Origin of the sequence: Amycolatopsis sp. YIM 10 (assembly GCF_009429145.1) — a bacterium.
Lineage (GTDB): Bacteria > Actinomycetota > Actinomycetes > Mycobacteriales > Pseudonocardiaceae > Amycolatopsis.
Genome location: NZ_CP045480.1, coordinates 6,822,688 through 6,844,887, shown reverse-complemented (window position 1 = coordinate 6,844,887; position 22,200 = coordinate 6,822,688). Strand labels below are relative to the sequence as shown.

Sequence of the window (22,200 nt, the reverse complement as noted above, 5' to 3'; positions counted from 1 at the left end):
ACCGCGATCACCGTCGCGCGGCTCACGAGTTCGGTGAGGACGGCCGAGTGGCCGGGTGCGTGGCGCGTCCGCCGGTACCACGCCTCTTCGACGCGATCGCCCGGTTCTTCACCGACCGCGTCTTCGGCGAGCAGCGGCGAGCCATCCTCGCCGCGGACCCCGCGGGGGCCGACGACACGGCGCATCGCGAACGCGAGGCCAAGCGCGCCCGGCTGGAGCGAGCCGTGGCCGAGGTCGACAGGCAGCAGCAGTCCCTGCTCGGCCAGGCCCGTCAGGGCGACCCGGCCGATCCATTCACCCAGGCGCTGCGAGGCAGCTACAACGACCTGGAGAAGGACAGAAGGCCGCACTGGCCGACCTGGCCGCGCTCGACGCGGATGCCGACGACGGAGCCGCTCCGCCGAGGCCGGATGAGCAAGCCCTGCTCGACGCCTTGCCCTACCTAGCACTCAACCTGGCCGCGGCACCCCACACGCTGCTCCGCGACCTCTTCGAGGCCACTGATCTGAGCCTCCGGCTCCAAGGCGGGGGAGACACGGTCGCCATCGAGATGCGGCTACCAGCCGATGACCTACCCCAGATCGCCGACACGGCGGAGAGGGTCACCGAGAACATGACATCTGCACACAACACGTCTGGTCAGCGCGCTGACCAGCGAGGAAGTGTAGATGCAGTACGTGCCCCCGGTCCGACTCGCCCCGGAAGCACACGGATTCCAGATCCGCTCAGATTGACCCGTTCTCGCAGGTCAGCCTGACGCCAGCGGCGAGGCCGCTGATGATCGAGGCGCGGGTTCCTCTGAAGATGCCGCGGCGCAGTTCGGCGGCGAAGCCATGAGCCGGTACGTAGCTCCGTGTCGAGCGAGGCCGATGCGGCTGACCAGGCGTTAAGCGCCTACGTATTCGGCTACGTCTCGTTGGCTCGAGTCTGTTGGTCAGCGTGGTGAAGGAGCTGTCGCTGCGGGAGCGCTCGTTTCCGGCAAGGTGGCTCCGCCCATGACCGCCAAGTCCTCCGACTCGATGTCTGGTCACGAACGGGCAGCGACCATGGTTACGGCGATCGTGGTGGCAGCGCCGTTGCCCGAGGTGATGAGGCACACGAGATCAGGCCGGCGCGATGGTTGCTGATCTTCGCCAGCGTCGTCACCCTTGGCCCTGAATGTGCGGATCCGCTTGTTCGTGGCGGGCTTTGACGCCGTCGGTCCACTTCCACATCGCGTCGACGGAGGTGCGTTGAGCGAAATGATGGAGGGGCCGACAAATGTCACCGAGGACGGCCTGCTGGAGCGGGCGCGGCAAGAAGGCACGGCTCACCGCGACCTCCATCACCGCCCGATCTCCCCGGAGACGCTTCGCAAACGCTTGCGGTCGGTGCGGCCCGTCCGTGCTTGCTTGTCGAGACCCTCCGAGCCAAACGTAGGTGAAGGCGAACGTGTTGGCGCTGGAGCTTACCTCTGCCTTTGTTGCTGGGTCTGGTTGAATCTGCGAATGGTGATGCCGCCACGTCAAGACGAAGGTGAGGAGCCGTTGGCTCCCACGTACCCGTTCAATGAGCCGGGCGACGACGTTCGCCTCTACGAGGGGTCACTGTTCGGCCCGGCCGAGCGAGCTGCGCGCGGCCGGGTGCTATTGAGGTGCGGGTCCCGGCTCGAGGTCGTCTGGCGTCTCGATGAGCCTCCGCCACAAGAGCTCGTAGCGCAGGTGCTCTTAGAAGGCGAAATCCGCCTCCGCATCCACCAGGCGTCTGCCGTGCACGAGGTGGCGGGCTTGCGGCGGAACTCGACGGAGGGGCTGGTCCACGGTCAGTCGATGGGGGATGAGTCGGCCCCATTGCGCCGGGTGCTGCTGCACTGGATGAACTTGCCCGCGTTCCACAGTCCGACACGGATCTGTCTGGATGACGGGTCGTGGTGGAACGGCAGGTGGCGATTCCCGATCGGCCCGTGGCAGCTCACACTCGATACCCGCCAAGATCACGCGCGCGTCTGGGAGGTCCTCGGTAGTGAGCACAACTTCGCCATGACTCACGTCATGGAGGTCACCAGGTCTGACGACGGGGAGTTCACCGCCGCAGACTTCGAGCTACTGCGGCAAACTCTGCACTTCGGCGTGTCATTTGCCCTCGGCCGCTGGGTGGGGCCTGCCGCTCCCGTCGGTATCAGCGCGGCCGGTTCGATCGCGTGGCAGCAGTGGGCCGCCGTGTTCTGCGTCCCAGGGCGCAACGGCGGTCTCGCCTGGTTGCACCACACCCGGTCGCACGACCTCCAGGAGTTCCTGTCGTGTGCGTACCGTGCGTTCATCGACCCCGACCGCACGCACACCACCCGGTTGCTGCTGTCGATGGCGATCGAGGCCAATCACTCCGGTCGCGTCGAACAGCGAACGATGACGGCCTTCTCCGCGCTCGAATTGCTGAGCTGGGTCGTCCTCAAGCTGACCAGCGGATTCAGCAGGACCAAGTATGACGCTCTCCGCGCCGACGGACGCATTCGAATGTTGTTGGAGCGGGCCCGTGTGGACACGAGCGTCGACGCCACGCGCCAGCCCACTCTCATGCAGTTCGCCATCGCCGAGTCGAGCAGTGATGTACCGCTGGACGGTCCGGACGCTGTCAAAGAGATCCGTAATCGGCTGGTTCATCCGAACATCCCGCAGGACGAGGTTTATCATCTCGACGGTCTTGTCACCGATGCCTGGCTCCTCAGCCGCCACTACCTCAACCTCCTGATTTTGCACTGGCTCGACTACCGCGGCTCCTACCAAACTGTCCTCGGCCCCGGCGGCTGGGCCGGCGACTCGGACCCTGTGCCGTGGGCATCGGACGTGAACCAGAATCGCTGAGCATCCTCTGGAGCCACAACCCTCCGCAGTTCGAGTGCGTCTACCATCCGAACTACACACTGCTCGCCGGCTGCACGACTATCTGCGATGGCACAACGCTAACGCCCGACACTCCGACATCCTCGCCACGCAAAGCCGTGAACGCACACGAGTGCGCAGCGAGAAGGGCTTCCGCCGGGGCGGGCGACGACACCTCACCCAGTCGTCTGACTAACCCGGCGAACCCATCTGGACAGAGCACTAACGACCGACACTGTCAGTCAGCTCCCGACGGATCAGGTCGGCGAACCGTTCGTTGCGCACCGCCTCGCCCAACGGCACCCCGGCGGCCCGTTCGGCGTCGATGGCCCGCTGGGCCACCGGCAGCAAATCGCAGACGACCAGCTTTTCCGCGGCCTCAGCATTCCAGATTACCTGCAGAATTCGGTCGCACTCCTTCTGTGCGGCTTTGCCATTGGGTGGCAATTTCGCTGAACCAACCAGCTTCTGCCTGATCATCGCCATCAAGTGATATTGGACGGGCCGATAGCCGCGATTGATGCGCTGGTTCCGGATCATCCACTCCAGCCGGTACCAGGTCGCCGCGGCCGTGTAGTACAGGATCGTCGGCTGGCCGGTGACGAACAGTTCGGTACCGCGCGCCTTGATCAGGTCCTGATAGTGGCCTACGCGGGACGGTTCGTTGAGGAACATCGCCAGGTACGCACGGCTGAGTTGGGCGCGGCTGATGACGCGGGTTTTCTCCACGTCCTTGCGTTCGCCGTACTGCTTCGCGCGACGTTCATAGAACAATTGGTGCGGCTTGTCCCGGCCGAGGGTGAAAAAATCCTCCAGTTCCTTGTGGAAGTCCTCCCTTGCGGCGAGGTACTCGTCACTGACCGGGGTCTGCTGGTTGGTTGCGGCGACGATGCCCTGGATAGCGTTCTCGTCCACCGAGTGAACGATGTGGATGCTGACAAAAACCTGGTCGGTGAGCTGATCACGCTCGTGGAACAGCACGTGACAGGTCTGGCAGCCGTTCACGATCTGGAAATCGTCCAGCACAAAATCGTCGCCGACGCGATCCAGCTTCCGGGTCACGATCGTGATGCCGTTGTTCATCACGGCAAACCTCTGCCGCTTGTCCGGATCCCTCAGGGTGTCCCGAATGCCGCTGTTGACCCGGTTGTAGCCCTGGAAAGCGCGTACGTTGCGCTCGAACAGGTTCTCACGCAGGTTTCCCGAGCCGTCGTCCAATATGGTGTGGACCAGCTCTGGTGCGGCGAGCAGTCCCACAAAAGACTGTTCAACGCCGGGAGCCGGCGGCACCGCGAACTGTTTCGGCACCGGCAGGGTGACCCGCACGGTGCTGGTCGCCTGCTGGTATAGCGTGCGCAACTCGCGCCAGTTGACGCAGCGCACGCTGGTCGTGTCGAATCGGTTGAGCCTGTCCAGGTGCTTCTCGGCCGAGCGTGCCTTGCGGTGGACCATGTCGGAGATCTGATCACCGGTGGTCACGTAGTGGACGTGCAGTTGCGGCAGTCGGCCCGCCAACCGGGCCGAGTTCTCGAACACGACGTCCAGGCAGGCGCGCAGGCTGGCCACGTCGGCGGACACCACGTACGGGATCTGGCCGGACCCGCACAGGTGACCAAGATTGTCCGCGACATCCGAGATCACTTTGGTCTCGAACTTGCCGCTGGTCTTGGCCTGGATGATCACCACCTGTACCTGCGGCCGCCTGCGGTCCATCGCCGCCCGCAGTTCCGCCGGGTCCCGATACAGGTCCCCGTCGACGAGGACCGCGTACGCGTCGATACCAAGATCGTTGCCGCCGCCGATGCGATACGAGTCCGGGTTGAAGGGATCGTCGTAGTACGAACTGAGCACGCAATAGGCGGCGAACGCCTCGAATGCCTCGGACTCCGGTAGTTCGGTCAACTCCTGGTCCTGTTGGAAGCCCTTGACCAGGCTCTCGATCACCTTCTCCACGGCGCATCCACTCCTTGCACGGGCCTCAGTCCTGCCGAGCGCGGGCGATGACTTCTTCGACGGTCAGCGGGCTCGACGGGTGGTAGCTCAGGCAGATCGGGGTGCGGATCTTCTGGAAGGCCAAACCTTCGGCGACGGCGGAGAACTGGCCGGCGCTGAGCCGGGAGATGTCGGGCACCGAACTGGACTTCGCGGCTGCCATTTCCTTGGCGGCCGCGATCTGCGGCGGGCTGTTGAGGAAGGCGAAGAACTGTGTGGCGGCGTTGCCTACCATGTCGCGGAGACCTTCGACCGCGTGGGCCACCCCTATGCCGCGCTCGGCCGGCACGAGCAGGCCCGCACGGTGTGGCGGGAAGCGCTGGAGCTGTACCGGGACCAAGGCCGCGACGCCGACGCCGACCGTGTCCAACACCAACTCGACGACCTCGACCACACCTGAATCGCGGATGGGCGGGGTGCTCACCACGATCAGATCGCTGTGATAGTCCAGCCGCACCTCGTCGTTGGCAGACCGCTCGGCTGGATCGAGGTCACGCCAGGCTGGTCAGCTCGAGGTGTCGGCCCGAGCGGCGAGGTAGTCGGCCCAGCTGTCCTGCGCGAAGCTCGCCCAGGCCACGGCGGTGCCGGGAGCCATGCCGGACAGGTCGCTAACGACGATCTGGGGAAAATGTGGGACTGTCCCGGCGAGCGCTGGCTGGGGTGTTCGGCAGCGGGCGATGTCTCAGCGCGTCCAGACGACCGGCTTGCGGATGGTGGTGGCGAGGGTGGCCAGCGCCCGCTTGTCGATCTTGCCGTTCGGCGTGAGCGGTAGCGCGTCCAGCTGGTGCAGGCGGTCGGGCACCATGTAGTCCGGTAACACCCGGCTCAGGCACCGCCGCAGGTGGCCGGGGTCGAGCCGGGTGCGGCCGACGACGAATCCGGTGAGGGCGCCCGCGGTGCTGATCGCGGAAGCGTTGAGCACACCGGGCAGCGCGCGCAGGTGCGTCTCGATCTCGCCCAGTTCGAGGCGCATTCCGCGGATCTTCACCTGGTCGTCCTGGCGGCCGATGAACTCGACCTCACCGCTGGGCGAAAGCCGCCCGAAGTCACCGGTCAGGTAGAGCGTGCCGGGACCGAAAGGGTTGGGGCGCAACACCTTCCGGTTCAACTCCGGATCGTTGACGTACCCGCGGCCCACGCAGATCCCGGAGAACGCCAGTTGGCCAGCTTCGCCCGGCGGCACCTCATTGAGATTGCCGTCGACCAGGTGGACCCGCGTGTTCAGGATGGGATGGCCGATCGGGACCAGATCGCCTTCGGGCAGCGAACGCAGCACCACGTGCAGCACGTCGTCCGACAGTTCGGTGAGCCCGTACGTGTTGAGCACCGGGATCGACGGGAACGCGGCGAACCACCGCGCCAGCAACGGTTTGCTCAGCGCTTCACCGGTCGCCGAAAGGATCCGCAGCGGGCCGAGCGAACGCGGCCGCGCTTCGAGGTAGCCGAGCAGGATCTCGATGTAGGACGGCACCAGTTGCAGCACCGAGACTTCCTGCCGCACCAGCACATCGACGAACCGCTCGGGGTCCCGAACCACCTCCGTGGGCACCAGCACGGTCCGCCCGCCGAGCAGCAGCGCGGCGAGCAGTTGCCACAGCACCACGTCGAAGGACTGCGGCGCGTTCTGGGCGAGCGAGTCCTCGCCGGTCATGCCGAGGTCGGCGATCTTGGACAGCATGTGGTTGAGCATTCCGGCGTGCTCGCACTGCGCACCCTTCGGCGTTCCGGTCGAGCCGGAGGTGAAGAAGACGTAGGCGAGCTGCCCGGCGGTGACGGTGATGCCAGGGTCGACGCAGGGCCAGCGGTCACCGGTGATGTCGCCGACGTCGAGCACCCGCGCGCCCGCGCGTTCGGCGGCTTCGCGCACCGAGTCGGTGCCCGCGCCGTCGGCCACGACCAGCTTCACCCCGGCCCCGGTCAGCATCGCCGTGATCCGGTCGGCAGGCAGGCCCGGCTCGACCGGGAGGTATGCACCGCCCGCCTTGAACACCCCGAGGATCGCCGCGGCCCACGGCGGGGTGCGCTCGGTCGCCACGGCGACGGCGTCTTCCCGGCCGAGACCGTGGTGCAGCAGTGCCGCCGCCGCGCGGTTGGCCCGATTGTCGAGGCGCGCGTAGGTCCAGTGCACGTCGCCGTACGACAGCGCGACGGCATCCGGGTGCGAGGCGGCCTGCTCGGCGATGATCTCGTGCACGCGGCGGCCGGGCAGGGTGAACGACATGGGCGCCATGCTCTGCCGGGCCGCTATATCCCGGCGGTGCCGGTCGCAGTCTGGTGCGTATAGCGCCGCTATGGCGTGCTCGATGACGCTGACCTGCGTATCCGCGGGGAACCCGCTCCCGCGGCGGAGGGAGTGGGCGCGTGCTGGTGATCGGACACGCCGACGTCGAGCATCTCCTCGGCGGCGGCAACGAACGAGTTCTCGATCTGGTCCGCGCCGCGTACCGGCGGCACGACGCCGGTGAGTCGGCCGTGCCGCATTCGGTGTTCCTGCGGTTCCCCGGCGACGACGTCAACCGGGTGATCGGGCTGCCCGCCTACCTCGGCGGTGAGCGGCCGGTGGCCGGGATGAAGTGGATCGCCTCGTTCCCGGGCAACCCGGCCTCCGGGCTGGAACGCGCGAGCGCGGGCATCCTGCTCAACTCGATGAACACCGGGCACCCGGTCGCGCTGATCGAAGGCGCCCGGATCTCGGCGAAGCGGACCGCGGCGAGTGCTGCCGTCGCTGCCCAGGCACTGGTCGGCGAGCCACCTTCCGGGGCGGCCCTGATCGGCTGCGGGGTGATCAACTTCGAGGTGTTCCGGTTCCTCACCACGGTTTTCCCCGGCCTGGCCGAGCTGACCGTCTTCGACACCGACCCCGCGCGGGCGGCCCGGTTCGCCGAGCGCTGCTCGGAGAACGGGCTCAAGGTGCGCATCGCGGACACGATCGGCGACGCGATGGCCGCGCACTCGCTGACCTCGATCGCCACCACGGCGACCACCCCGCACCTGGACCTGAGCCGGTGCCGCCCCGGAGCCGTGGTGCTGCACGTATCGCTGCGGGACCTGACCGCCGAGGCGATCCTGGGCGCCCGCAACGTCGTCGACGACGCCGACCACGTCTGCCGCGAACGCACCTCGCTGCACCTCGCCGAACAGCAGGTCGGCCACCGCGACTTCATCGACGCCCCGATCGGCGCGCTCCTGCGCGGGACGGCCACCCTGACCCGCGATCCGGCCGAGGTGCTGGTCTTCTCGCCGTTCGGGCTCGGCGCTTTGGACATGGCGCTGGCGGCCCACGTCCACGACGAGGCCGTGCGGCAGGGCCGGGGCGCCCGGTTCGACGGGTTCCTGCCCGGCCCATGGGAAAGCACGGAAGGCACCGCATGACCACCGACGAACTGGGCGCGGAGCTGCTGCGCCGGCTGGCCAGACGGACCGGCCGGGCGGTGACGATCACCCCGGCCGACCGGAGTGGGCCGCTGCCGCTGTCCTACGGGCAGGCGCAGCTGTGGTTCCTCAACCGGCTGGCCCCGTACAGCTCCGAGTACCTGCTGCCGATGGCCGTCCGGCTGCGCGGGGAACTCGACGAGGCCGGTCTTGGCACGGCGCTGGAGGGAATCGTTGCCCGGCACGAGATCCTGCGGACCCGCTACGTGCTCGACGGTACCGAGCCGGTGCAGGTGATCGATCCGCCGGGTGCGCCGATCCTGTCCACAGTGGACGCAGTCGATCCCGGCGAAGTGGTCGCGGTGGAGGCGAGTCGCGGGTTCGACCTGGAGCGCGAGTGGCCGGTGCGGGCGACGCTGATCCGGCTCGCCGAGCACGATCACGTGCTCGCGGTGACCTTCCACCACATCGCCGCCGACGCCTGGTCGGTGGAGCAGTTCTGGCAGGAACTCCGGGCGGCTTACGAAACCTTGCCGGTCCGGCCACCGGAGGTGCAGTACGCGGACTTCGCGAACTGGCAGCGCGAACAGGCGAGCAGCCCCACCGGCGACCGCGACCTCAAGCACTGGCGCGAGCAACTGGCCGGGCTGGAGCCGGTGGAGCTGTACCCGGACCGGCCGCGCGCCGCCGTGCGCGAGTTCGACGGTGCCGACGTCGAGGTGCCGCTGCCCGACGGTCTCGGCGACCGGATCCGGGCGCTGGCGCTGCGGCACCAGGCCTCCCCGTTCATGGTGGCGCTGACCGCGTTCCAAGTGCTGCTCGCCCGGCACACCGGAACGTCGGACATCGCGGTCGGCACGGTGCTGTCCGGCCGGGTGCTGCCCGAACTGCAGCGGATGATCGGGTACGGCATCAACAGCCTGGTGATCCGGTCGGACTGCGGTGGGACGCGGACGTTCGGGGATCTGCTGGACTCCGTGCGCGCGGCCGTGCTGGACGCGCACGACCACCAGGCCGTGCCGTTCGCGAGGCTGGTCGACGAGCTGCGGCCGGATCGGGACCTGTCCAGGACCCCGCTGTTCCAGACCGCGGTCACCGGCCACGGCGACCGGGAACCCGAACTGGGCCTGGGCGAACTGCGCGTGGAGCCGTTCGGCAGCGGGCCGCCGACCGCGAAGTTCGACCTCACCCTGCGCGTCTACGACGGCCGGGACGGCTCGCTCGGGCTGCTGCTGAACTACGCGACCGCGTTGTTCGACGAGCGGACCGCGCGCCGGTTCGGCAGGCACCTGACCCGGCTGCTCGACCACGCCACCCGGGACGAGTGGTCGCCGATCGACCGGCTGGACCTGCTCGACGCCGACGAACTGCCGGTCAGCAAGGCACCTTCGGCACACCAGGTCACCCGCTGCCCGCACGAGATCTTCGAAGACCGGGCTCGCGCCACCCCGGACGCCGTCGCCGTGGTGGCGGGGGAGAAGACCTTCACCTACGCCGAACTCAACGCGCGGGCCAACCACATCGCCCACCGCCTGCTCGCACTCGGCGTGGGACCGGAAACCCTGGTCGGGGTGTGCCTGCACCGCGGGCCCGGCCTGGTGCCCGCGTTGCTCGGGGTGCTCAAGGCGGGTGCCACCTACGTGCCGCTCGACCCGGCCAACCCGCGGCGCCGGCTGGCGATGATCGCGGACGGGCTTGACCTCGTGCTCACCGAACGCGGCCTCGGCGAACTGGACTTCCACGACGGGCGAACCGTCGTGCTCGACCCCGATGAGAGCGCCTTCTCCGGCGAAAACCCGCGCATCCCGGTCCACCCGGACCAGCTGATGTACGTCATCTTCACCTCGGGCTCCACCGGCAGGCCCAACGGCGCCTGCCTGTCGCACGCGAACGCGGCCCGGCTGATGACCGCGCTGGAGCCGGAGCTGAACCCCGGTCCGGCGGACGTCTGGACGATGACCCACTCGTACGCCTTCGACTTCTCGGTGTTCGAGCTGTGGGGCGCCCTGCTGCACGGCGGCACGCTGGTGGTGGTGCCGCTGGAGGTGACCCGTTCGCCGCAGGACCTCCTGGCGTTGCTGGCGGAGCGGCGCGTGACGGTGCTTTCCCAGACGCCGTCGGCGTTCAGGACCCTGGCCGGGGCGGCCACCGGCGCCGAGGCGCTCAGTCTGCGATCGGTGGTGTTCGGCGGGGAGAAGCTGGAGGTCGCCGACCTCAAGCCGTGGACCGACCGGTTCGGCCTCGACTCGCCCTCACTGCTCAACATGTACGGCATCACCGAAACCACCGTGCACACCACGGTGCACCGGATGACCGACGAAGACCTCGTCGGCAGCCCGATCGGCGAGCCACTGTCCGATTTGGACATCCGGCTGCTCGATCCGTCCGGGCAGCCGGTTCCGCTCGGCGCCGCCGGGGAGATCCACGTCGCCGGGCCCGGCTTGGCTCGTGGTTACCTCGGCCGCCCCGATCTCACCGCCGCGCGTTTTGTGCCTGACCCGTTCGGCCCGCCCGGTTCCCGGATGTACCGCAGCGGCGACCTCGCGCGCCGCCGCGCAGACGGCCTGGAATTCCTCGGCCGGGCCGACGACCAGGTGAAGGTGCGTGGCTTCCGGATCGAACCCGGGGAGATCGCCGTCGCACTGCTGGACCACCCCGGCGTGGCCGAAGCGGTCGTGGTGGTCAAGGACGGCGCGCTGGTCGGTTACCACGTCGGCGAGGCGGTCTCCCCGGCTGAACTGCGCCACCACCTCGCCGACCGGCTGCCGGAGTACATGCTGCCCGCGCAGTTCGTCGCGCTCGATCACCTTCCCTTGACGCCCAACGGAAAGCTCGACCGGCGCGCCCTGCCGGACCCGGACGCCACGGCCGTCGCGAGCCGCGCCTACCGAGCCCCGGGCACGCCCGCCGAGCAGCGGATCGCCGAGATCTGGTCCACCGTGCTCGGGGTGCCGCGGGTCGGCGCCGACGACGGCTTCTTCGACCTCGGCGGAGACTCGATCCGGGCGGTCGCCGTGGTGGGTGCCCTGCGCACGGCCGGATTTTCGCTCACTGTCAGGGACATCTTCGACCACCGGACGGTGGCCAGGCTCGCCGAGCACGCGGACGACTTCTCGCCCGCGCCGGAAACCCGCCTCACCGAACCGTTCCAGCTGATCTCCGCGGCCGACCGGGCGCTGTTGCCGACGGGCATCGCCGACGCCTACCCGATGTCACAGGCACAGACCGGCATGGTGCTGGAGATGCTCGCCGACGACGAGGTGAACTACTACCACAACGTCACCTCACACCGGATCCGCGACGACCGGCCGGTCGACCGGGACGCGTTGCGCGCGGCCACCGATTTCCTGGTGCGGCGGCACGAAGTGCTGCGGACCTCGCTGCACCTGGACACCTACTCCGCGCCGATGCAGCTGGTCCACGAGACGGCCTCGCTCGGCATTTCCTTCGGCGATCTGACCGGCCTCGGTGACCTGGAACGGGAACAGGTGCTGCGGGCGACCGTGGCCGCCGAGCGCGCGGCGCTGTTCGACCTCGCCGTGCCGGGCCTGCTGCGCTTCGTGGTGCACGAGACCGGTGACGACGGCTGGTGGCTGACCATCACCGAATGCCACCCGATCCTGGAGGGCTGGAGCTACCACTCGCTGCTGATGGAACTGGTGCGCGTCTACCGGGCGATCCGGGACCACCGCGAACCGCCGTCGCCCGCCCTGCCAGAAGTGCGGTACGCGGACTTCATCGCGGCAGAACTGGAGTCGCTGCGTTCGGAGGCCGATCGTGCCTACTGGACCTCGATCACCGAGCAGTACCGTCCGGTGCCACTGCCGTTCGGGTGGGGTGCCGGTGGCGACGCGGTGGCGCGGGCCAACTACGCCGCCTGCCGGACCTCGGACCTGGAAACCGGGCTCCGGGCGCTGGCCACGGCGGCCGACGCGTCGCTGAAGAGCGTCATGCTCGCGGCACACCTGGTGGTGCTGAGCCAGTTCACCGACGAGCCGTTCCACACCGGACTGGTCTGCGATGCCCGGCCCGAACTCACCGGCGCGGATCAGGTCTACGGCATGTACCTGAACACCCTGCCCTTCGCGCACGAACCGGGTGCGGGCACCTGGCGCGAACTGGTCGCGGGGGTGTTCGCGCGGGAGGTCGAGGTCTGGGCGCACCGGCGGTTCCCCCGCCCGGAGATCCAGCGCCTGGCCGGCGGCGGGCCGTTGGTGCGCGTGCACTTCAACTACCAGGACTTCCGGCAGATCGACGACGATCTGGTCGCCACCGACACCGGCCTGCGCACCGACAGCCGGACGGAGAACGCGCTGACGGTGGCTTCGCGTGGCGGGTACGTCATCCTCACCGCCGACCCGCGCTGCTTCGACCAGTCCAATCTGGACGAACTGGCCGGGGTCTACCGGGCGGTGCTCGAAGAGATGGCCGCGAACCCGGACGGTGATGCCGCGGTGCGCCACCTCACCGCCGAGCACCGGGACCGGTACCTCACCTCGGTCGAACAGGTGCTGGCCGAGGCCGACGGTGTGGCGGGTGCCGCGGTGATGGCCGATGACGAGCACGTGGTCGGTTACGTCGTACTCGACGACTTCGACCTCGCTCCGGACGCGTTGTGGCAGCACGTCGACGAACGCCTCCCCGCGCACCTGCGGCCCACCACGTTCATGGTGCTCGACGAACTCCCGGCGGACCGGCGACTCCTGCCGCGCCCGGAGTACGACACCGCGGGATGTCCGGATTACGTGGCGCCGCGGAACGCGATCGAGCAGCAGTTGTCGGAGTTGTTCGCCCGGGTGCTCGGGATTGGCGAAGTCGGGGTGCACGACGGATTCTTCGAACTCGGCGGCGACTCGATGAGCGCCATCGCGCTGATCGGCGCGCTCCGGGCGGCCGGGCTGGGCTTCGACATCCGGGACGTGCTGAGCGGGCGGTCCGTGGCCGAGCTGGCCGAGCGGATCGAGGTCGGTGAGCAGGTCCGGCCGGTGGAGCCGTTCGCGCTGCTCGACGAAGAAGACCGCGCCAAGGTCCCGGCGGGGGTCGTCGACGCCTACCCGCTGACCCAGGGACAAGCGGGGATGGTGGTGGAAGCGCTCGCCAGTGCGGACGCGCCCCGATACCACATCGTCGGCTCGTCGCGGATCGTGAACCAGCCGCTGGTGCTGGACGCGCTGCGCCGGACCTACGAAGTGCTGATGGCCCGCCACGAAACCCTGCGGACCTCCATCGAGCTGGACGTGTTCTCGGTGCCGATGCAGCTCGTGCACGGTTCGGTCGAACCGCCGATCGGGTTCGCGGACCTGTCCGAAGTGGACTACCCGGAAGCGAAGTTGCGCGAGTTCCTCGACCAGGAAAGGGACACGCGGTTCGAGCTGGAACGCGCGCCGCTGTTCCGGGTCTTCGTGCACCGGTTCGGCGAGCGGGAGTGGCAGCTCACGGTCAGCCAGCACCACGCCGTGATGGACGGGTGGAGTTCGCGCCTGCTGTCGAAGGAACTCCTGGAGCTGTACGACATCTTCTGCCGAGGTCAGGAGCCGCCCGATCGCGCCCCGGCGCCCGCGCGTTACGCCGATGTTGTCGCTGCCGAACTGCGCGCACTCGCCTCGGACGAGCACCGGGAGTTCTGGCAGCGGCTCACCGACGTGCCGAAGCTCGAACTGCCTGCCGCGTGGGGCGAGGACACGGCCAGGGAGCCGTACCGCCTCGACCTGTCCATCGCCGATCTCACCGCCGACCTGGAAGCACTGGCGGTCGAGGAACGGGTGTCGGTGAAGAGCGTGGTGCTCGCCGCGCATTTCGCCGTGCTGGGCGCGCTCACTATCGCGCCGTCGTTCCATAGTGGACTGACCTTCCACGTCCGGCCCGGCCTGGACGGCGCGGACCGCGTGCACGGCATGCACCTCAACATCCTGCCGATCGTGATCGAGCGCCGGGCGGAGGCGTGGACCGGCCTGATCGCCGAGGTGGCCGCCGCCGAACTGGTGACCTGGCCGCACCGGTTCTTCCCGATGGCCGCCGTCGGGCGCGAGCTGGGCGGTGACCGCAGGCTCGTCGACGTCTACTTCAGCTACCAGGACTTCGGCCGGGTCACGGTGGACGAGCCCGGCCGGATCGCCCCGGAGGAGAGCGTGGCGGGCAGCAACGAGTTCCCGCTCAACGTGATCGGCAACTCGGGCGGCCTTTCGCTGCGCACCAACACCGCCGCGCTGCGGCCCGCCGACGCGCGCCGCCTCGCCGGGATGTACCGGGCGGCCTTCGAGGCGGTGCTCGCCGACCCCGCCGCGCGGTGGGACCTGGCCGACCTGCTGCCCACCGACGAGCGGCACGACCTGCTGGTGCTGTGGAACAGCTCGGTAGTGGAAACGAACCAGCCAGCCTGACCTTGGGAGTTCCCTGTGGCCGCACGTCACCTCATCTCCACCGACGACCTCACCGACGACGACCTGATGTCCATAGTGGACCGGGCGGCCGAGTTCGGCGAGCGCGAGGCCGACCCGCGCGGCCGGCTGGACGGGGTGATCGCCGGGATCTACTTCCGCAAGACCTCCACCCGCACCAGGGCCGCCTTCTCCACCGGCGCGCTGCGGCTCGGCGCGCAGCTGGTTTCGTTCGGGCCTGCCGAACTGCAGACCAACACCGGTGAGACCAGCGAGGACACCGGCCGGGTGTTCTCCAGGATGCTGGACGTCCTGGTGGCCAGGACCGCCGAACGCGGTGCCGAGATGCGGGAGTGGGCCAAGCAGGACCGCATGTCGGTGATCAACGCGATGAGCCACGAGGAGCACCCGACCCAGGCGCTGGCCGACCTGACCACGCTGCAGCGCCAGTTCAAGCGGATCGACGACCTGCGCGTGCTCTACGTCGGCGAGGGCAACAACACCGCGGCATCACTGGCCATGTCCCTGACCAGGTATCCGGGGACCTACCTTGAGCTGCGGACGCCTCCGGGTTACGGCCTGTCCGAGGACGTCAGCGCCCGCGCGACCGCGCTGGCCGCGCGCAGCGGCTCCACCGTGATCGAGCGCCACCACATGGTCGGCCTGCCGCTGAACCTCGACGCCATCTACACCACCCGCTGGGAGACCACCGGTACGGTCAAGACCGACCCGGACTGGCGCGTGCGGTTCGCGCCGTTCCAGGTGACCGGTGAGCTGTGGGAGGGCAGCCCGAAGGCCGTGTTCCTGCACGACCTCCCGGCCCGGCGTGGTGAGGAGGTCACCGCCGACGTGCTCGACGGGCCGAGGAGCATCGCCTTCGACCAGGCGGAGAACAAGCTGCACTCGGCGATGGCGATCCTGGAATGGTGCCGGTGACCGGCTACCGGTACGGGCCGGAGCTGCTGCCGGAACCGGGCGCCGGCCCGTGGACCATGTGGCGGTACCGGTCGCTGCTGCCGCTCGGCGACGGCCCGATCCGGTACGCGCTGCCGGTCGGCGGCACCCCGCTGCTCGGCCCGGCCGCCTTGCGGGCCAGGCTCGGCCTGCCCCGGCTGTGGCTGAAGGACGAGACCTGGGGCCCGAGTGCGTCCAACAAGGACCGCGCCACCGCGCTGGTGATCGAAGCCGGGCTGCGCGAAGGCGCGCGGACGATCACCACCTCCTCGACCGGGAACGCGGCGCTGGCCACCGCGATCGGCGCCGCCGCGGCGGCACTGCGAGCGGTGATCTTCGTGCCGATCGGGTGCAGCGCGGCGAAGATCGAGTTGATGCGCGTGTTCGGCGCCGACGTGGTGCGGGTGCGGGAGGGTTATCGCGCCGCCTTCGACCTCTCGCGCGAGGCGGTCGGCCGGTTCGGCTGGCTGGACCGCAACACCGGGGTCAACCCGTTGACGCTGGAGGGCAAGAAGACCGTCGCCTTCGAGATCTGGGAGCAGCTCGGCGCGCGGGCGCCCGAAGTGGTCCTGGTGCCGGTCGGGGACGGGCCGACACTGGTGGGGCTGGCCATCGGCTTCCGCGAGCTGGTCGCCTGCGGGGTGATCCCGGCGCCGCCGCGGCTGATCGGCGTGCAGGCGGACGGCTGCCGTCCGCTGGTGCACGCGTGGTCCGAGCTGGGCGGGCCGCCGCCACCGGTGCGGGGCACCATCGCCGACGGCATCGACGTCCCGGAACCGTCGATCGGGGATCGCGCGGTCGACGAGGTGCGGGCGAGTGGGGGCGCGTTCGTCGCGGTCAGCGACGACGAGATGGTCACCGCCATGGGGGAGCTGGCTTCCTACGCCGGGATCGGTGCGGAAGCCGCTGGGGCCGCCGCGACCGCCGGGCTGCGGGTCGCGCTGGCACAGGGGCTGGTCGATCCGGCGGAAACCGTGATCGCGCTGGTCACCGGGCGCGAACTGTCGGTCTCCGAAGGGATCGCGCCACCCGGGCGGCTGCTGACGGTGAGCGCGGACGCGCCGGACCTCTGGGCCGAGCTGGCCGCGCTGGGCGAAGCGCGAGCGGTCGCGCACTGAGCGCTGTACAAGCTTGTACAAGATTCCCTGTTCAGCCGCCGATGGCGTTGCACACTTTCGCGGGGGCCAGCCGAACAGGAGAAAGACCCGTATGAGGTTTCAGCTGCTGGGGCCCGTCGAGGTGCGTGACGACGCCAACCGCGTGGTCGAACTCAGCGCGTGCAAGATGCGGACCGTGCTCGCGGTACTGCTGCTCGCGCGCAACCGCGTGGTCTCCGATGGGCACATCGCCGAAATGCTGTGGGGGGACCAGCCGCCGGCGACCGCCGCGGCGCAGATCCAGACCTACGTCTCGCGGTTGCGGCAGCGACTGGGGCCGAGCGTGCCGATCATCCGGCAACTGCCCGGTTACCTGCTGCAGATCCAGCCGGAGCGGCTCGACCTGGCCGAGTTCGAGCGGTTCGCCGCGCGCGGCAGGGAAGAAGCCGAGAACGGGCGCTGGACCGAGGCCGCGATGAGCCTGCGCGCGGCGCTGGCGATGTGGCGGATGCCGTGCCTGACCGGGGTGACCGAACCCCTCAGTGCCGCCCAGCGCCCGCCACTGGAGGAAGCGCGGATGTCGGTGCTGGAGGACCGCATCGAAGCGGACCTCGCGCTCGGCAGGCCCGCCGAGCTGGTGCCAGAACTGGCCGGGCTGGTGACCGCGCACCCGTTGCGCGAACGTTTGCGCGGGCAGCTGATGCAGGCACTGGCCAGCAGCGGGCGCCAGGCCGACGCGCTCACGTCCTACCAGGGCTACCGGCAGCTGCTGGCCGACGAGCTGGGCATCGGCCCCGGCCCTGAACTGCGCGATCTGCACCAGCACATCCTGCAGGCGCACCCGGTACCCGAAACGCGGTCCGGTGAGACGCAGCCGAAGCTCGGGGCCTGGCTGCCGCCGGACCTGGCCGACTTCACCGGCCGGGAAGCCGAACTCGAGCGGATCCTCGACCTGCTGCGGCCCGCCGACACCCCGCACGGCAGGCGCGTCGGCTGCGTGGTCGCCGGGATGGCCGGGGTCGGGAAGTCCGCGCTCGCGATGCACGCCGCGCACCGGCTGCGGGAGGAATACCCGGACGGGCAGGTGTACGTCGAAGCGGGCGAACGCAGCTCGGAGGATCTGCTCGGCGACCTGCTGGCCGCGCTGGAGGGCAGCGTGGCCGTGGTGCCGGACGGCCTGGACGAGCGCGTCCGGCGCTACCGGGCGGTCCTGGTGGACAGACGGGTGCTCGTCGTGCTGGACAACGTTGCCGACGAGCAGCAGATCCGGCCGTTGCTGCCGGACACCCCACGCTGCGGCGCACTGGTGACCAGCCGCACCCGGCTCGCCGCCATCGAGGGCGTGCCGATGGTGGACCTCGGTGTGCTCGATCCCGGGTCGGCACTGCGGTTCCTGGCGAAGATCATCGGCCCGGCCCGCGTCGACGCGGAACCGGAAGCCGCGCGGGACATCGTGCGCTACTGCGGTGGACTGCCGCTGGCGGTGCGGATCGCGGGCGGGCGGCTGGTGGCGAAACCGCACTGGCGCCTGGCCGTGCTGGCCGAACGCCTCCGGCTCCCGGACCGGCGGCTGGACGAACTGCGCCAGGCGGATCTGGAGGTCCGCGGCGCCATCGAGCGCACGCTGCTCGGCGTGGACGAGGAGAGCCTCTCGGCGTTCTACGTGCTCGGTGGCATCGACGCGCCCGGTTTCTCCGTCGACACCGCGGCCAGCGCGCTCGGGCTGCCGGTGGCTTCGGCGCACGACCTCGTGGAGAACCTGCTGGACGCGCGGCTGCTCGAAGTGAACTGCTCGCCGGACGGGGTCCGGTACCACTTCCACGAGCTGGTCCGGGTGGTCGCCAGGGATTCCGTGCCGCTGATCCCGAGCGCACGGGTGCCTACTGCCTGACCGGTCCGGGAGGGGCGCTCGTGTCACGAATGTGGCTTTCGAGACGTCTGGCGTCTCGAAAGCCACATTCGTGACATGGGGCGGGGGCGAGCTTCGTCGACCGGCGGGCGTTTCCGTTACAGCACAGCGAGTTCGTCGCGGGGGGCGTCGTACGGGAACTCCCAGTTCATCCGCGCCATCACCCGGTAGAACAGCGGCTTGCCGAGATCGGAGTCGGCGAGCAGGGCCAGGCCGGTGCCCTGGCGGACGCGGCAGGCGATCCCGGCGTAGTACCCGATCGGCGAGCCACCGTGGCCGAACTGGAGATCTCCGCCGATCCGCTCGCTGACCACACCGAGGCCGAACGAGCTGTGCTCGGGCGGGGTGAGCATTTCCGTCGCCAGTGACCGCGACAGCAGGGCGCCGGGGCGGCCGAGGTAGCTGCGCCGGATCTCGCTGACGATGGTCGCGAGATCCGTGCCGGTGGTCCAGAAACCGGCCGCACCGGCGTCGGGCCGGTCGAGCCAGCCACAGGCGAGGGGAGTGCCGTCGCGGTCGTGCCCGCGCGCGACGGGCCGCGCGGTCTGCTGGGGGAGTTCGCGCTCGTAGCCGCTTCCCTTGAGGTGCAAGGGTTCCAGTACCAGCTCGCGCATCGACTCGGCCAGCGGCTTGCCGATGACGTCCTCGACGAGCTGCTGGAGCACGAGGTAGTTGGTGCCCGAGTAGTAGACCCCTCCGCCGAGCACGCGTTCCCGGCGGATCGGCTCGCCCACCGCGGGCGGGCGGCCGTGCAGCAGGTCGGCGACGGTCGGCATCGGCTCCCCTGGGCGGAAGCCCAGCGGCAGTTCCCTGGTGAGACCGGTCCGGTGGCTCAGCAGCAGGCGCGGGGTCACCGGCGGAAGGCCGGGTGCGTCGGGCACGGACCACGCGCGCAGGTACTCGCCGACGTCCGCGTCGAGGTCCAGCACGCCTTCGTCGACCAGCCGCAGCACACCGAGCGCGGTGACGCACTTGCTCACCGAACCGACGGTGAACAGCGTGTCCGCGGTGGTGGAGCCGAACCCCCGCACCTCGACGATTTCACCGCCGTCGATGATGCCGAGGCAGGCGCCCGGCACCGGGAACTCTTCCAGCGCTTCGGAAACCAGGCGGGCGAGGTCGTGATTCTCGGATGCGGGCGCGGGAGCGGCGGGCGCCGGTGGGGCGGTGGCGTCGATCGCCGCGGCGACCGCGGCCAGCGCGTCGTTCTCGAAGAAGGTGAACAGCGACACCGCGAGCCCCGCCGCGTTGGTCTCGGCGATCACGCGGATCAGCAGGATCGAGTGCCCGCCCAGCGCGAAGAAGGCGTCCTGGCGGCCCACCCGGTCGAGGTCGAGCACGCGCGCCCAGATCTCGGCGAGCGCTTTTTCCGTGGCGGTCCGCGGGGGCTCGAACTCCGCGGTGGTCCGGTCCGGCACGGGCAGCTTCGAACGGTCGAGCTTTCCGTTGGCGTTGAGCGGAAGCGCGTCCAGTTCGACGATCTGGGCGGGCACCAGGTAGTCGGGCAGCCGGGTGGCGCAGTAGGTGGTGAGCCAGCCCTTCTGCTGGCTCACCGAGGTCGCGGGCACCACGTAACCGACCAGGTAGGGGCCGTGATCGCCGTCCACCGCGAGCACCGCCGCGTCGGCCACGCCGGGGTGTTCGGCGAGTACCGCGGCCACCTCGCCGGGCTCTACCCGGTGCCCGCGGATCTTGGCCTGGTCGTCCTGGCGGCCGAGGAACTCGATCACGCCCTCGCCGGTCCACCGCGCCAGATCGCCGGTCCGGTACAGGCGCCTGCCCGACTGGACGGAGAACGGGTCGGGCACGAACCGCTGCGCGGTCAGCACGGCGTTGCCCGCGTACCCGTCCGCGACCCCGAGCCCGCCGACGAACAACTCACCCGCGACCCCCACCGGCACCGGGCGCATCCGGTCGTCGAGCACGTAGGAGGTCATCGCGGGCAGCGGCGAGCCGATCGGCAGCACCTCGGCGGTGGCTTCGGCGGGCACCGGCCAGATGGTGCTGCCGACGGTGGCCTCGGTCGGGCCGTACTCGTTGATCAGCTGGGTTCCCGGCGCCAGCGCGCGCCACGCGCGGACGGTCCGCGCGCTCAGCGGCTCACCGGCGACCACAAAAACCGGCGCGATCCCGGCCGCCTGCGCCGGGGTGAGCGTCGCGGCGAGCACGTCGAGATGGCTGGGCGTGAGCTTGACGAAGCTGAACGGCGCGGCCTCGGCGAGCACCGGGCCGAGCTGGTCGAGCGGGGTGTCCTGCGGCAGGAACCAGACCCGCTGGCCGGTGACCAGCGGCGCCCACAGATTGGGCTGCACCAGGTCGAAGGCGACCGAGGAGAACACCGGCGCGCCACCGTCACCGCGGGCGGCGAGGCTCGCCGCGGCCCAGGAGATGTGGTTGACCAGGCCGTGGTGGTTGACCCGCACGCCCTTCGGCCTGCCGGTCGAACCCGAGGTGTAGATGATGTAGGCGGGGGCCGCCAGATCGCGCACGCGGGTGGGTGCCGCCTCGCTGCCTTCGACGTGGTTCGCGAGGATCGTGCGTGCGGTGAACCGGCTCGTGTAGCGGTCGGTGGTGACGGCGACGGTGGCCTTCGCGTCGGCGAGCATGTGGCCGATTCGCTCGGCGGGGTAGGACGGATCGATCGGTACGTAGGCCGCGCCCGCCTTCCACGCCCCGAGCATCGCCGCGGACAGCAGCGGACCCCGGTCGACGAGCACACCGACGGCTTCTCCGGCGGAGACACCGGCTTCGCGCAGGTGCTGCCCGATGCCGTTGGCCAGCGCGTCGAGTTCGCGGTACGAGGTGGTGCCCCCGGCGTAGTCGACCGCGATCGCGTCCGGTGTCTCGTCGGCGCGGCGTTCGAAGAGGTCGAGCACGGACGGTGAACCGGACTCGTGCCCGCGCGCGAGGTTGAGCAGGTCGATCGACAGCGGTTCGCCCTCGCTGTACAGCAGTCGCAGGGAGTGGCAGCGGGCCCAGTCCGGATCGGCCAGCAGTGGCGGCAGGTCCGCGGCACGGGCGTGGAGCACGGTCACGCCGTGGTCCACGATCGCCGGAACGACAGTGTTGCCGGGGAAGGCGCTGGGAAAGACGACGGTGGCGCCGACCGAGAGCGGCGCGAACAGTTCCCAGTGCGCGCCGTCCGGCGTTGTGTGCAGCACCCGGTCGTGCCTGGACAGGCCCTGCCGCCGAGCCGCCCAGCGCGCGCGTTCGACGAGCTTGCGGTGAGTGAGCCCGGGACTGACCGCCACGTCGTCGGCCCGCGGCCCGGCGAGTCGCGCCGAAGGCACGTCCGTCCCGGTCAGCTGATCGGCGGTGAGGATGAGGTCCGCCGCCGGGTCGACCGTCGCCCCCGCCCGCCACACCGCCAGCAGCGCGACGACCAAGTCCGGCCCGTGCGGTACCGCCACCGCGACCCCGGTCCCCGGCCCGGCGCCGCGCGCGGACAGGCGGCGAGCCGCCGTCTCCGACCGCGTGGCCAGCTCGGCGTAGGTCAGTTCCCGGTGGCCGGTCACCAAGGCGACAACATCCGGCGTGACACACGTGATCAAGCCGGGCACGGTCGCTGGTTCGGGGCTGCTCATTTGCCCTCCGATTGTCGGGTGATCCCCAACAATCGTGGCAGCGCCGTCCTTATCCGC

General features: G+C 69.9%; 11 protein-coding genes. 7 read left to right on the top strand and 4 right to left on the bottom strand.

Annotated elements, in window-relative coordinates; genetic code table 11:
- The first annotated feature begins 47 nt into the window (after positions 1–47).
- Complete coding sequence (locus YIM_RS32205) at positions 48–446, top strand: hypothetical protein (RefSeq protein ID WP_153033904.1); 399 nt, start codon at positions 48–50, stop codon at positions 444–446.
- Positions 447–1,232: 786 nt separating this feature from the next.
- Positions 1,233–2,840: a hypothetical protein gene (locus YIM_RS32200; protein WP_194239820.1), complete on the top strand. Its 1,608-nt coding sequence runs from the start codon at positions 1,233–1,235 to the stop codon at positions 2,838–2,840.
- Between the two features lie 240 nt (positions 2,841–3,080).
- Here the strand turns inward: YIM_RS32200 and YIM_RS32190 are convergent, their stop codons facing one another.
- The 3 genes from YIM_RS32190 to YIM_RS32180 all read right to left on the bottom strand — a co-directional run bounded on the left by YIM_RS32190 (position 3,081) and on the right by YIM_RS32180 (position 7,071).
- Entirely contained in the window at positions 3,081–4,811 is a 1,731-nt protein-coding gene (locus YIM_RS32190; RefSeq protein ID WP_153033901.1) for an AIPR family protein, read from the bottom strand.
- Between the two features lie 25 nt (positions 4,812–4,836).
- Positions 4,837–5,307 carry a hypothetical protein gene (locus YIM_RS49385; protein WP_228004135.1) on the bottom strand — a complete coding sequence of 157 codons (471 nt, stop codon included), beginning with the start codon at positions 5,305–5,307 and terminating at the stop codon, positions 4,837–4,839.
- A 225-nt stretch (positions 5,308–5,532) separates the two neighbouring features.
- Positions 5,533–7,071, bottom strand: a complete 1,539-nt coding sequence (locus YIM_RS32180) for an amino acid adenylation domain-containing protein (protein ID WP_194239819.1) — start codon at positions 7,069–7,071, stop codon at positions 5,533–5,535.
- A 140-nt stretch (positions 7,072–7,211) separates the two neighbouring features.
- On the opposite strand from YIM_RS32180, the gene sbnB reads away from it, so the two are divergent.
- From sbnB to YIM_RS32155, 5 genes are all read left to right on the top strand, one after another.
- Positions 7,212–8,222 (top strand): 2,3-diaminopropionate biosynthesis protein SbnB, encoded by a 1,011-nt coding sequence (gene sbnB / locus YIM_RS32175; RefSeq protein WP_153033899.1) that lies wholly within the window; start codon positions 7,212–7,214, stop codon positions 8,220–8,222.
- The gene (locus YIM_RS32170; protein ID WP_194239818.1) at positions 8,219–14,602 is read left to right on the top strand and encodes a non-ribosomal peptide synthetase; all 6,384 of its coding nucleotides are present in this window, start codon (positions 8,219–8,221) and stop codon (positions 14,600–14,602) included. Before sbnB ends, YIM_RS32170 begins: the two co-directional genes overlap by 4 nt.
- Before the next feature lie 15 nt (positions 14,603–14,617).
- Positions 14,618–15,535: an ornithine carbamoyltransferase gene (locus tag YIM_RS32165; RefSeq protein WP_153033897.1), complete on the top strand. Its 918-nt coding sequence runs from the start codon at positions 14,618–14,620 to the stop codon at positions 15,533–15,535.
- A complete protein-coding gene (locus tag YIM_RS32160) occupies positions 15,532–16,671 on the top strand; it encodes a pyridoxal-phosphate dependent enzyme (protein ID WP_228004134.1) in 1,140 nt (379 codons plus the stop codon). The genes YIM_RS32165 and YIM_RS32160 overlap by 4 nt, the downstream gene beginning before the upstream one ends.
- A 91-nt stretch (positions 16,672–16,762) precedes the next feature.
- Positions 16,763–18,541: a BTAD domain-containing putative transcriptional regulator gene (locus tag YIM_RS32155; RefSeq protein ID WP_153033895.1), complete on the top strand. Its 1,779-nt coding sequence runs from the start codon at positions 16,763–16,765 to the stop codon at positions 18,539–18,541.
- Positions 18,542–18,657: 116 nt separating this feature from the next.
- Here YIM_RS32155 and YIM_RS32150 read toward each other — a convergent pair whose 3' ends face one another.
- The gene (locus tag YIM_RS32150; protein WP_153033894.1) at positions 18,658–22,143 is read right to left on the bottom strand and encodes an amino acid adenylation domain-containing protein; all 3,486 of its coding nucleotides are present in this window, start codon (positions 22,141–22,143) and stop codon (positions 18,658–18,660) included.
- Positions 22,144–22,200: the final 57 nt, after the last annotated feature.

What these genes read in the sequence shown, in the direction of transcription:
- YIM_RS32155 (WP_153033895.1), top strand. Translation starts at nt 16,763, where the DNA reads ATGAGGTTTCAGCTGCTGGGGCCCGTCGAGGTGCGTGACGACGCCAAC.
- YIM_RS32150 (WP_153033894.1), bottom strand. Translation starts at nt 22,143, where the DNA reads ATGAGCAGCCCCGAACCAGCGACCGTGCCCGGCTTGATCACGTGTGTC.
- YIM_RS32170 (WP_194239818.1), top strand. Translation starts at nt 8,219, where the DNA reads ATGACCACCGACGAACTGGGCGCGGAGCTGCTGCGCCGGCTGGCCAGA.
- YIM_RS32180 (WP_194239819.1), bottom strand. Translation starts at nt 7,071, where the DNA reads ATGTCGTTCACCCTGCCCGGCCGCCGCGTGCACGAGATCATCGCCGAG.